Annotated in this window: 12 protein-coding genes and 1 pseudogene; 4 read left to right on the forward strand and 9 right to left on the reverse strand. The window is 73.5% G+C overall.

The features are described from left to right. The first annotated feature begins 19 nt into the window (after positions 1-19). Complete coding sequence (locus ACI797_RS10930) at positions 20-544, forward strand: hypothetical protein (RefSeq protein WP_456858622.1); 525 nt, start codon at positions 20-22, stop codon at positions 542-544. 60 nt (positions 545-604) lie between these two features. Here ACI797_RS10930 and ACI797_RS10935 read toward each other — a convergent pair whose 3' ends face one another. The 4 genes from ACI797_RS10935 to ACI797_RS10950 form a co-directional block, all read right to left on the reverse strand. After that, on the reverse strand, positions 605-1,846 hold the full coding sequence (locus ACI797_RS10935) for a M23 family metallopeptidase (RefSeq protein WP_456858623.1): 1,242 nt from the start codon (positions 1,844-1,846) through the stop codon (positions 605-607). Positions 1,847-2,104: 258 nt separating this feature from the next. Beyond that, the gene (locus tag ACI797_RS10940; protein WP_456858624.1) at positions 2,105-2,896 is read right to left on the reverse strand and encodes an ATP-binding cassette domain-containing protein; all 792 of its coding nucleotides are present in this window, start codon (positions 2,894-2,896) and stop codon (positions 2,105-2,107) included. Beyond that, positions 2,893-3,834 (reverse strand): ABC transporter permease, encoded by a 942-nt coding sequence (locus ACI797_RS10945; protein ID WP_456858625.1) that lies wholly within the window; start codon positions 3,832-3,834, stop codon positions 2,893-2,895. Before ACI797_RS10945 ends, ACI797_RS10940 begins: the two co-directional genes overlap by 4 nt. Before the next feature lie 110 nt (positions 3,835-3,944). Then, positions 3,945-4,916, reverse strand: coding sequence for a sugar ABC transporter substrate-binding protein (locus tag ACI797_RS10950; protein ID WP_456858626.1), 972 nt, complete (start codon positions 4,914-4,916; stop codon positions 3,945-3,947). A 150-nt stretch (positions 4,917-5,066) separates the two neighbouring features. Here ACI797_RS10950 and ACI797_RS10955 point away from each other — a divergent pair, with 150 nt between their 5' ends. Continuing rightward, a complete protein-coding gene (locus tag ACI797_RS10955; protein WP_456858627.1) occupies positions 5,067-6,128 on the forward strand; it encodes a Glu/Leu/Phe/Val family dehydrogenase in 1,062 nt (353 codons plus the stop codon). On the opposite strand, the gene ACI797_RS10960 is transcribed toward ACI797_RS10955, so the two are convergent. Continuing rightward, entirely contained in the window at positions 6,125-6,499 is a 375-nt protein-coding gene (locus tag ACI797_RS10960; RefSeq protein WP_456858628.1) for a hypothetical protein, read from the reverse strand. The two genes, ACI797_RS10955 and ACI797_RS10960, sit on opposite strands and share 4 nt — an antisense overlap. A gap of 204 nt (positions 6,500-6,703) precedes the next feature. On the opposite strand from ACI797_RS10960, the gene ACI797_RS10965 reads away from it, so the two are divergent. Continuing rightward, on the forward strand, positions 6,704-6,928 hold the full coding sequence (locus ACI797_RS10965; RefSeq protein ID WP_456858629.1) for a DUF3073 domain-containing protein: 225 nt from the start codon (positions 6,704-6,706) through the stop codon (positions 6,926-6,928). A gap of 75 nt (positions 6,929-7,003) precedes the next feature. On the opposite strand, the gene purM is transcribed toward ACI797_RS10965, so the two are convergent. Together purM and purF are read right to left on the reverse strand one after the other, a co-directional pair. Then, a complete protein-coding gene (purM, locus tag ACI797_RS10970; protein WP_456858630.1) occupies positions 7,004-8,047 on the reverse strand; it encodes a phosphoribosylformylglycinamidine cyclo-ligase in 1,044 nt (347 codons plus the stop codon). Then, positions 8,044-9,606: an amidophosphoribosyltransferase gene (gene purF, locus ACI797_RS10975; protein WP_456858631.1), complete on the reverse strand. Its 1,563-nt coding sequence runs from the start codon at positions 9,604-9,606 to the stop codon at positions 8,044-8,046. Before purF ends, purM begins: the two co-directional genes overlap by 4 nt. Before the next feature lie 179 nt (positions 9,607-9,785). Here purF and ACI797_RS10980 point away from each other — a divergent pair, with 179 nt between their 5' ends. Beyond that, positions 9,786-10,133: a hypothetical protein gene (locus ACI797_RS10980; protein WP_456858632.1), complete on the forward strand. Its 348-nt coding sequence runs from the start codon at positions 9,786-9,788 to the stop codon at positions 10,131-10,133. Between the two features lie 101 nt (positions 10,134-10,234). Here ACI797_RS10980 and ACI797_RS10985 read toward each other — a convergent pair whose 3' ends face one another. Beyond that, the gene (locus ACI797_RS10985) at positions 10,235-10,843 is read right to left on the reverse strand and encodes an MBL fold metallo-hydrolase (protein WP_456858633.1); all 609 of its coding nucleotides are present in this window, start codon (positions 10,841-10,843) and stop codon (positions 10,235-10,237) included. Between the two features lie 2 nt (positions 10,844-10,845). Then, positions 10,846-11,041: pseudogene (locus ACI797_RS10990) on the reverse strand (S-(hydroxymethyl)mycothiol dehydrogenase); the annotation flags it as partial.

Below are 11,041 nucleotides of genomic sequence, written 5' to 3' on the forward strand. Positions count from 1 at the left end.
CGGCGGCTAGCCTGCCCGCATGCGCCGAACCCTGACCCTGTGCCGCACCGCGCTCGTCGGAGCCGCCGCCGTCGCGCTCCTGACCGCGTGCGGCGGGGGCGACAGCGAGGACTCCGCCGCCTCGTCCAGCTCGTCCGAGACCACCAGCTCCAGCGCCGCGGAGAGCAGCAGCGAGGCCCCGGAGGCCGACAGCGAGTTCTGCCAGCAGGCGGGCTCGTTCCTCGAGCAGATCCAGGGCGCCGACCTCAACACCGAGGACCCGACCGCGATCGGTGACCTGCTCACCTCGGCCGCCCAGCAGATGCGCGCCATCGAGGCGCCCGGCGAGATCGCCGGCGACTGGACCGCGCTCGCCGACGCCATCGAGCAGCTGGGCACCGCCTACAACACGACCGACTTCAGCGACCCCGAGCAGGCGACCGCGTTCTCGCAGACCGCCGCCCAGCTCGAGAGCCAGCTGACCACGGCGTCGACCAACGTCGAGACCTACCTGTCCGACCAGTGCGGCATCTCGACCGGCGACACCGCCTCCCCGACCAGCTGACCTCCCGCTCGACACCCGCGGCCCGTTCCCTCCCCCGCGAGGGGGCGGGCCGCGGTCGTCTCAGCAGCCGCTGATCGCGACGCCGCGGGCCCGCAGCCAGGGCGCCGGGTTGACCGCGCCGCTGTACATGGCGCCGTTCGGGTGCACCTCGAAGTGCAGGTGCGGCCCGGTGGACTGGCCGCGGTTGCCGACCTCGGCGATCTGCTCGCCGGCGGAGACGCGTTCGCCCGCGCGGACGAAGTAGCGGTTGACGTGGCCGTACACGGTGACGGCGCCGTCGTCGCCGAGGATGTAGACGGCCAGGCCGAAGCCGGTGGCCGAGCCGGCCCGCTGCACCACGCCGGAGGTGGCCGCGTAGATCGGGGTGCCGATCGGGGCGGCGATGTCCATGCCGTTGTGCTGGGTGCCCCAGCGGGCTCCGAAGCAGCTGGAGGTGCGCCCGGCGGCGGGCAGCACGTAGTCCGAGTCGCTGGGCGTCTGGTTCGCCGCCTGCTGGGCGGCCTGCTGCTGCGCGGCCCGGGCGGCGGCCTCCTCGGCCGCCTTCTGCGCGACCCACTGGTCGTAGGCGTTGCGCGCGCCCTGCAGCTCGAGCAGGTGGATCTGCGCGGCCTGCAGCTGCTGCTCCAGGACCGCCTTCTGGGCGGCGATCTGGTCGTAGGCGGACTGCTGGGCGGCCAGCTGGGCGTCGGCGGTGGCCTTGGCGGCCTCCGCCTGCTGCTCGGCGGCGGCCACCTGGTCGCGCGTCGCGCGGGCGAGGGACTCGGCGTTGGCCTGCTGGATGCGGGCGGCCTGCAGCACCTCGAGGGCGTCGAGCTGGTTGTCGGCGACCCACTCGAGCATCGCCGCGCGCTGGACGAGCTCGGCCGGGCCGGCGGAGTCGAGCAGGACCGCCGCGCTGCTCAGCGTGTGCCCGTCGATGTAGCTGTTGCGGGAGAAGTCGGCGATCCGGCTCTCCGCGGCCGCGACCGCCTGCTCGGCGACCGCGAGCTCGGCGGCGGTGCGCTCGGCCTCCGCCTGCGCGATCTGCAGGGCCTCGACGGCGGCCTCGTAGGCGGCGCCGGCCGCCTCGGCCTGGACGGCGTAGCGCTCGAGCTCGCCCTCGGCCGCGGCCACCTCCGCGGCGATCCGGCCCACCTCCGCGGCGGCGGCCTGCTGCTGCACGGCCGCGTCGCTGATCTGGCTGTCGGAGGGGTTGGGCGGGGGCGCGGGCACGGCGACCGCCGTCCCCGCGGACGCGAGGAGGACGGCACCGGTCAGCGCGCCGACCAGCGCGGTCCGGAGCGCACCGAGGCGCTGCACCATGGCAAGGCTCCCTGGGGAAGAGGGAAGTTGAGCCCCGGAACCGTCCCCCGATCACCCCGTGTCGCGTGTGCAACACGCGGCGCGTGGGACACGCTGGCGCCCAACCGTTACGGGAGCCATCGGCGGATAACGAATCGTGCTTGAGCGACTTCTCGGCACGAGTCGGACAGCAGCCGGTGCTTCGTCGCGAACAAGCACGCGTGCTTGATCGCGATCAAGCGCGCTTGCCTTGTCGCGATCAAGCACGAGGAGGCGCTCTCAGCTGCGGGGCGGGCGCTCCAGCTCGTGCGCCAGCTCCTCGAGCTCCGCCCCGCCGGCCATGAGCCGGGTGACCTCCTCCTGGGTGATCTCGCCCTTCGCGAAGTCGCCCAGGCTGCGGCCGCGGCCGAGCAGCAGGAACCGGTCGCCCACCGGGAACGCGTGGTGCGGGTTGTGGGTGATGAAGACGACGCCGACGCCGCGGTCGCGGGCCTGGGCGATGTAGCGCAGCACGACACCGGCCTGCCGGACGCCGAGGGCCGACGTAGGCTCGTCGAGGATCAGCACCCGCGCGCCGAAGTGCACCGCCCGGGCGATCGCCACCGACTGCCGCTCGCCGCCGGAGAGCGTGCCCACGGGCTGGTCGGGGTCGCGGATGTCGATGCCCATCTCGCCCAGCGCCTGCCGGGTCACGCGGCGGGCCTCGGCCGAGTCGAACCGCCGGAACGGTCCCCACCCGCGGGTGGGCTCGTGGCCGAGGAAGAAGTTCCGCCAGACCGCCATCAGCGGGATCATCGCCAGGTCCTGGTAGACGGTGGCGATGCCGGCGTCGAGGGCCTCCCGCGGCGCCGTCCACTCCACCGGCGTCCCGTCGAGCAGCAGCTCCCCCGAGTCGGGCCGGTGCACGCCCGACAGGATCTTGATCAGCGTCGACTTCCCCGCGCCGTTGTCGCCGAGCACGCAGGTCACCTCGCCGGCCCGCACGCTCGTGGTGATGCCGTCGAGGGCGATCACGTTGCCGAACCGCTTGCCGACGTCGCGCAGCTCGACCAGCGGGGGTCCGCCGGTCACCGCCGGGCCGCCTCGGCGTAGCGGCGCACCAGCCGGTTGGCCAGGACGGCGAGCAGCAGCATCGCGCCGAGGAAGAAGTAGAACCAGTCGGCGTCCCAGCGCAGGTAGACGATCCCCAGCTGGGTCATGCCGAAGATCAGCGCACCCAGCGAGGCGCCGACCGCCGAGCCGAAGCCGCCGGTGAGCAGGCAGCCGCCGATGACCGCCGCCACGATGTAGATGAGCTCGTTGCCGATGCCGGTGTTGGCCTGCACCGAGGTCAGCCGGACGGCCAGCGTCGTCCCGACGAACCAGGCGGCGAACGCCGTCGTCATGAACAGCGTGATGGTCGTCCGCCGGGCGGGGACGCCGACGTTGCGCGCGGCGACCTCGTCGCCGCCGGTGGCGAACACCCAGTTGCCGAACCGCGTGCGCAGCAGCACCCAGGTGGCCACCGCGGTGAAGACCAGCCACCACAGGATCGCGATGCGGAACTCCGAGCCGACGAACGTCACCCGCGAGGCGAAGACGGCCTCCGCCGAGCCGTAGCCGGCGGCGCTGCCGATGCCCGAGGCGGTGACCGTGCCGGTGAAGAACTTGGTCAGGCCGAGGTTCAGGCCCTGCAGCATCAGGAAGCTGCCCAGCGTGATGATGAAGCTGGGCAGGCCGGTGCGGGTGACCAGCCAGCCGTTGAGGAAGCCGATCGCCAGTGCCACGACCAGCGCGACCGCGATGGCCACCCAGATGTTCTGCTCGAACTCGACCGCGACGATGCCGACCGTCAGCGCCGTCGTGCCGGTGAGGACGCCGGCCGAGAGGTCGAAGTGGCCGCCGATCATCAGCAGCGCGACCGCGACGGCCATGATGCCGAGCGTCGACGCGGGGTCCAGCCAGTTGGCCACCCCGGCCACCGAGCGGAACACCGACGACTGCGCGGCGAAGAAGGTGAAGACCAGCACGGCGCCGATCAGCGCGCCGAGCTCCGGCTTGACCAGCAGCTTGCGCAGCGGGCCGACGGCGGCCAGCCGCTCGTCGGCCCGCTGCGCCGCGGGGGCCTCCGCCGAGGTGCTCAGCGGGTGCCCTCCGAGGCCAGGTCGGCGATCGCGTCGACGTTGTCGGCGTCCACGATGCCCGGGCCGGTGAGCACCGGCTGCCCGCCGCCGACGGTGTTCAGGTTCTCCGCGTAGAGCTTGAGCATCACGATCGGCAGGTAGCCCTGCTCGTACTGCTGCTGGTCCACGGCGAAGGAGATCGTGCCGTCCTGGATGCCGGTGATGACGTCCTGGTTGAGGTCGAAGGTGGCTACCGACGCCTGCGACCCGGCGTCGCCGATGGCGGCCACGGCCACGGCGGCCACGGCGGAGTTCAGCGTGAGGACGGCGTCGACGTCGGGGTTGCTCTGCAGCTCCGAGGTGATCGTGGACTGCGCGCCCTGCAGGTCGTTGATGTCCACCTGCAGCGGGGTGACCTCCGAGCCGAGGCCCTGCGAGGCGCCGTCGCAGCGCTGCTCCAGGCCGATGTTGCCGGCCTCGTGCAGGACGCAGAGGACCGTGGTCGCGCCGTCCTCGGCCAGCCGCTGACCGGCGCCCTGGCCGGCGATCGTCTCGTCCTGGCCGACGTGGCCGATCGCGCCGAACTCGGCGGAGCGGTCACCGCCGGAGTTGATCGTGACCACCGGGATGCCGGCGTCGACGGCGGCCTCGATCGAGTCCTGCAGCGCATCGGGGTTGGCCATCGAGACGACGATGCCGTCGACGTCCTGGTTGACCGCCGCGTCGATGAGCTGGGACTGGCGCTGCGGGTCGCCGTCGCTCTGGTAGTCGACGCCGACCCCGAGGTCCTCCCCCGCCTGCTCGGCGCCCTTCTGGACGACGTCCCAGAAGGCGTCGCCGGCCGAGCCGTGGGTGATGACGGCGAAGCCGAGGTCGCTCGAGCCGCCCTCGTCCCCACCCCCGTCGCCACCACCGCCGTCGGCCGAGCAGGCGGCGAGCACCAGCGGTGCGGCCAGGGTGAGCGCGAGCAGACGCCTGCGTCGGGCCATCGTGCCTACCTCCGATCCACGGGCCGACGTCACCTCCGCCGCCGTCCCGGCCTGGAGATCATGCCCTTTCCGCGACGGAGCGGCCCCCTGCAGGGTCCCATCGCGAGCCTGCGAGTGATGGGAGGCAGGCGGTCCTTCTACGCTCGGTGCGTGGACGTTCTCGGCTCAGGCCACGAGCAGGTCGTGTTCTGCTCCGACCCCGCCTCGGGCCTGCGGGCGATCATCGCGGTCTACTCGACGGCGCTCGGTCCGGCGCTCGGCGGCACGCGCTTCTACCCCTACCCGAGCGAGGAGGCGGCGCTCGCCGACGTCCTCGCGCTGTCGACGGCGATGGCCTACAAGAACAGCCTCGCCGGCCTCGACCTCGGCGGCGGCAAGGCCGTCATCATCGGCGATCCGCGCACCGACAAGACCGAGGCGCTGCTGCGGGCGTACGGCCGGTTCGTCGAGGCGCTCGGCGGGCGCTACCTGACCGCCTGCGACGTCGGCACCTACAACGCCGACCTCGACGTGGTGGCCCGCGAGACCCGGTTCGCGCACGGCCGCTCGGAGGCCTACGGCGGCTGCGGCGACTCGTCGGTGCTCACCGCGTACGGCGTCTACCTCGGCATGCGCGCCGCCGCGCAGCACCGCTGGGGCGACCCCTCGCTGGCCGGGCGCACCGTCGCCGTGGCCGGTGCCGGCAAGGTCGGCTCCCACCTGGTGGGCCACCTGGTCGAGGACGGCGCCGACGTCCTCGTCACCGACGTCGACCCGGCCGCGGTGGAGCGGGTGCAGGCGCGGTTCCCGCAGGTGAAGTCGGTCCCCGACACGGCGACGCTGGTGCGCACCGCCCACGACGTCTACTCGCCCAACGCCCTCGGCGGCGCCCTCGACGACGCGACCGTCGACGTGCTGCCCGCGCAGATCGTCTGCGGCGGCGCCAACAACCAGCTGGCCACGCCGGGGATCGCCGACCGGCTGGTCGAGCGCGGGATCCTCTACGCCCCCGACTACCTGGTGAACGCCGGCGGCGTCATCCAGGTGGAGGACGAGCGCCACGGCTTCTCGTTCGCCCGGGCCCAGGCCAAGGCCAGCGGCATCTTCGACGTCGCCCTCCGGGTCTTCCGGACCGCCGACGAGCAGGGCGTGTCCCCCGCCGTCGCCGCCGACCGGCTGGCCGAGGAGCGGATGCGCTCGGTGGGCCGCCTGGCGACGATCCGGCTGCCCTAGGCGCGAGGGGCGACGGCCGGCGCCGCCGCCGCGTAGAGCGCCGCCAGCCCGGCGCTGAGCGCGGCGGCCCGGCCGTAGCGCGGGGAGCGCACGAAGGCGAGCATGCTCGCCGCGTGCACGGCCTCGACGGCGGCGGCGGCCCGGACCGTGCCACGGGTGGGCGCCGCCAGCACCGCGACGTGCTGCAGCACCAACCGCGCGCCCAGGGCGCGCACCACCCACCGTCGCGAGGCGGGGAACTCCGGCGCCACGGCGTCGACCACGGTTCCTGGCCGGACCAGCAGCGACGCGCCCCAGGCCGCACCGACCGCGGCGAGGGCACGGGTGGTGGAGCGCCGCCGGTCCGCGGTTCGGGAGTCCTCCGTCGTCACGCCGTCCATCCGACCACACCGGGCCGCGGACGTCCGCCGAGTGAGGTCCATCGCCTCTTCCTCCGTCCGAGGGGGAGGACCCGTGCTCCCGACGCATCCGTGTCGTAAGCTCGGTCCAGACACAGTCACTCAGTCGGGGTCGCCAAGCGGGCCGTTCCAGCCGCTGGCTGGGCTCCCGTACTCCGTAACGAGGGGGTCGAGCCGATGGGGCGCGGCCGAGCGAAGGCCAAGCAGACACGCGTGGCCCGTGAGCTCAAGTACAGCTCACCGAACACCGACCTCTCCGCTCTCCAGCGAGAGCTCGCAGGTCAGCCGTCGACGTACCCGGCGCACCGGGCCACGACCGACGACGACGAGGACGACGACGAGTACGCCGACCGTTGGGCCACCGAGGACGACGAGGACGACGACTGGGCGGCCAGCCGCTGATCGTCGGCGTCTGCGCCGCGTGACCACCACGACACCGCCGCCCTCCGGGGTGCGCGGTGTCGTCGTGTGGGGTCGCTAGCGGTAGCTGCCGACCAGGTGGGTGGCCTCGTCGCGGCGCTCGACGGCGCCGGCGACCCAGGCCGGCACGCCGCGACCGGTGAGCGAGGTCACGGCGCGGTCGCCGTCGGCGGCGCGGACGACGGCGACCATGCCGACGCCGCAGTTGAACGCGCGCTCCGACTCCGCCCGCGGCACGCCGTGCTCCTCCAGCAGGCGCACGGCCGGCGGCAGCGCCCACGTGCCGCGGTCGAGCACGGCCGCCAGCCCCGCGGGGACGACGCGGGCGGTGTTGCCGGCCAGCCCGCCACCGGTGATGTGCGCGAAGGCGTGCACGCCCTCGACGCCGAGCTCCTCGACCAGCGCCAGGCAGTCACGGGCGTAGATGCGGGTCGGCTCGAGCAGCACGTCGCCGAGCGGGCGGTCCAGGCCGTGCGTCGCGGCGAGGTCCAGGCCGGCGGTGGCGACGACCTTGCGCACCAGCGAGTAGCCGTTGGAGTGGAAGCCGCTCGACGCCATCGCGACGACGGCGTCGCCCTCGCGCACCCGCTCGGGGCCGAGCACGCCGTCGGCCTCGACCACACCCACCGCGGTCGCCGCGAGGTCGTAGTCGTCGGCGGCCATGAGGTCGCCGTGCTCGGCGGTCTCGCCGCCCACCAGCGCCGCCCCCGCCTGCGTGCAGCCCGCGGCGATGCCGGTGACGATCGCCGCGATCCTCTCCGGGACCACGCGGCCGCAGGCGACGTAGTCCTGCAGGAACAGCGGCTCGGCGCCGCAGGCGACGAGGTCGTCGACGACCATCGCGACCAGGTCGATGCCGACCGTGTCGTGCCGGTCCAGCTGCCGGGCGAGCGCGATCTTCGTGCCCACGCCGTCGGTGGACGACGCCAGCAGCGGTGCGCGGTACTTCTGCGTGTCGAGCGCGAACAGGCCGGCGAAGCCGCCGAGCCCGCCCACGACCTCGGGCCGGTTGGTCTTCTCCACCGCCGCGCGCATCAGCGTCACGGCCCGCTCTCCGGCGTCGATGTCGACGCCGGAGGCCGCGTAGGTGAACTCGGTCATGGACGGCTGAGGGCGTCCTCGGCGCCGCCCGGCACCGTGGCGCTGCCGGCCTGCAGGCCGGTCCAGCCGGTGACCGACCGGCGCTCGTCGAGGGGCAGCGGCAGCTGGCCGCGGCCCTCGAGCACGTGCTTGCCCAGGACCCCGCTGTCGCCCAGCGAGATCGGGTAGCGGCCGGAGAAGCAGGCGGTGCAGAGCCGGCTGGCCGGCTGCTCGGTGGCGGCGACGAGGCCCTGCTCGGAGACGTAGCCCAGCGAGTCGGCGTTGATCGACGCCCGGACGCCGTCGACGTCGAGCCCGTTGGCGATCAGCTCGGCCCGGCTGGCGAAGTCGATGCCGTAGAAGCAGGGCCACTTGACCGGCGGCGAGGAGATGCGGACGTGCACCTCGACGGCGCCCGCCTCGCGCAGCATGCGGATCAGCGCGCGCTGGGTGTTGCCGCGCACGATCGAGTCGTCGACGACGACCAGCCGCTTGCCGCGGATGACGTCGCGCAGCGGGTTGAGCTTGAGCCGGATGCCCAGCTGCCGGATGGTCTGCGACGGCTGGATGAACGTGCGGCCGACGTAGGAGTTCTTGACCAGGCCGAGCCCGTACGGGATGCCGCTGGCCTCGGCGTAGCCGACCGCGGCCGGTGTCCCTGACTCGGGCACCGGGATGACCAGGTCGGCGTCGGCCGGGTGCTCCTTGGCCAGCCGCCGGCCGATCTCCACCCGGGCGGCGTGCACGCCACGGCCGCCGATGGTGGTGTCCGGCCGGGCCAGGTACACGTACTCGAAGACGCAGCCCTTGGGCTCGGCCGCGGCGAAGTGCTGGCTGCGCAGGCCGTTCTCGTCGACGGCGATGAGCTCGCCGGGCTCCACCTCGCGGACCACCGAGGCACCCACGATGTCGAGCGCGGCCGTCTCGCTGGCCACCACCCAGCCCCGCTCCAGCCGGCCGAGCACCAGCGGACGGACGCCCTGCGGGTCGCGGGCGGCGTACAGGGTGTCCTCGTCCATGAAGGTGAGGCTGAACGCGCCGCGCAGCTGCGGCAGCACGCGCATGGCCGCCTCCTCGACCGACAGGTCGGGGTGCGCGGCGATCAGCGAGGTGACCAGGTCGGAGTCGGTGGTGGCGCTGAACACGCCGGCCACGCCGGCGTCCGCGGCCTGCACGGCCAGCTCCGCGGTGTTCACCAGGTTGCCGTTGTGGCACAGCGCCAGACCGGTGCCGGCCTCCGTCGTCCGGAAGGTCGGCTGCGCGTTCTCCCAGGTGGAGGCGCCGGTGGTCGAGTACCGGGTGTGGCCGACGGCGATGTGCCCCTTCAGGCTGCCCAGGGTCGGCTCGTCGAAGACCTGGCTGACCAGCCCGAGGTCCTTGTAGACGACGACCGAGGAGCCGTCGGACACCGCGATGCCCGCCGCCTCCTGACCGCGGTGCTGGAGGGCGTACAGACCGAAGTAGGTCAGCTTGGCGACCTCCTCCCCCGGCGCCCAGACCCCGAAGACGCCGCAGGCGTCCTGGGGACCGGGGGACTGGGGATCGAGGTCGTGCGTCAGCCGTCCATCACCGCGAGGCACACCCCTACCGTACCGGCGCCCCCGACGGTGCCCGTGCCCCGTGAGGTGACCGTGACCACTGTGCTGGCGTGTCCGAGCGGATCGGTGCACGTGTCGGGGAGCACCCGACCTGTCGGTTCCGGGAACCGCGGCACCGGCGAGCGCGTTGTTCCCCGGTCATCTGGTGGGAGGAGAAACCGATGGCGACCGACCGGCCCGAACCGAACGACTTCCTCGAACTGGCGCACCGCATGCTGCGCGAGTTGTTCGGCGAGTTGCGGGGCGACGATCCGCGCAGCGGTGAGGAGCCGTGGGCGGAGGTGACCCGCCGCCCGCTCGAGTCCTCCACGCGAGAGCGTCACCGGGAGCCCAGCGCCCAGGAGCAGCGCGAGAACCTCACGTTCGCGCTCGCGACGCGCGCCGTCGAGGCGCTCGAGGACGTCGCGCTCAACCTCGCGGCGATCCGCCAGCGGCTCGAACGCATGGGCGGTGAGGCGCCGGGAGCGCAGGAGGCCGAGGAAGGGGTCCCGGACGCGGAAGGGCGGTGACCCGGCTCAGCGGGTGCTGCCCGGCGGGTGACGGCTGCACGCCAGTGGCCCTCTCGCGGCTCGGGTGAGGGCCACTGACGTGCATGTCGCTCGACGGGACATCAGCCGACGGTGCGCAGCTCGGCGGTGATCGTCGTGTCGTCGCCGTGCCCGGTGTGGACGGCGGTGTCGCCGTGCAGCGTCAGCAGCTTGGCCCGGATCGAGTTGAGGATCGTGGGGTGGTCGCTGAAACTGCGCCCGGTCGCGCCGGGGCCGCCGTGGAACAGCGTGTCGCCGGTGAAGACGGCGGTGAGGTCGGGCGCGTGCAGGCAGGTGCTGCCGGGCGAGTGGCCGGGGGTGTGCAGCGCCGTCAGCGTGGTGCCGGCCACCCGGAACGCCGTCCCCTCGCCGAGCGCCTCGTCGGGCTCCACGCCGGCGTGGACCATGTCCCAGAGCATCCGGTCGGCGGGGTGGAACCAGATCGGGGCGCCGGTGGCCTCGCGCAGCGCCGGGGCGGCGGTGATGTGGTCGTTGTGCCCGTGGGTGAGCACGATCGCGGTCACCGTCCGCCCGCCGACGGCCTCGACGATCGGTGCGGCGTCGTGCGGGGCGTCGATGACGAGCACCTCGTCGTCGTCCCCGACCAGCCAGACGTTGTTGTCGACGTCGAAGTCCTGCCCGTCGAGGCTGAACACCCCGCTGACGACGGCCTTCTCGATGCGCGCGGCCATCGTCAGAACACCACGACCGAGCGCAGGACCTCGCCGGAGTGCATCTTCTCGAACGCGGCCTCGACGTCCTTGAGCGCGATGGTCTCGGTGACGAAGTCGTCGAGCGGGAAGCGGCCCTGCAGGTACAGGTCGACCAGCATCGGGAAGTCCCGCGAGGGCAGGCAGTCGCCGTACCAGCTCGACTTGATCGCCCCACCC

Source organism: Geodermatophilus sp. SYSU D00691 (assembly GCF_054050275.1).

Excerpts from the sequence above, each read along its gene's own strand:
- ACI797_RS10930 (WP_456858622.1), top strand. The coding sequence starts at position 20 with ATGCGCCGAACCCTGACCCTGTGCCGCACCGCGCTCGTCGGAGCCGCC.
- ACI797_RS10935 (WP_456858623.1), bottom strand. The coding sequence starts at position 1,846 with ATGGTGCAGCGCCTCGGTGCGCTCCGGACCGCGCTGGTCGGCGCGCTG.
- ACI797_RS10950 (WP_456858626.1), bottom strand. The coding sequence starts at position 4,916 with ATGGCCCGACGCAGGCGTCTGCTCGCGCTCACCCTGGCCGCACCGCTG.
- ACI797_RS10965 (WP_456858629.1), top strand. The coding sequence starts at position 6,704 with ATGGGGCGCGGCCGAGCGAAGGCCAAGCAGACACGCGTGGCCCGTGAG.
- purM (WP_456858630.1), bottom strand. The coding sequence starts at position 8,047 with ATGACCGAGTTCACCTACGCGGCCTCCGGCGTCGACATCGACGCCGGA.
- ACI797_RS10980 (WP_456858632.1), top strand. The coding sequence starts at position 9,786 with ATGGCGACCGACCGGCCCGAACCGAACGACTTCCTCGAACTGGCGCAC.
- ACI797_RS10985 (WP_456858633.1), bottom strand. The coding sequence starts at position 10,843 with ATGGCCGCGCGCATCGAGAAGGCCGTCGTCAGCGGGGTGTTCAGCCTC.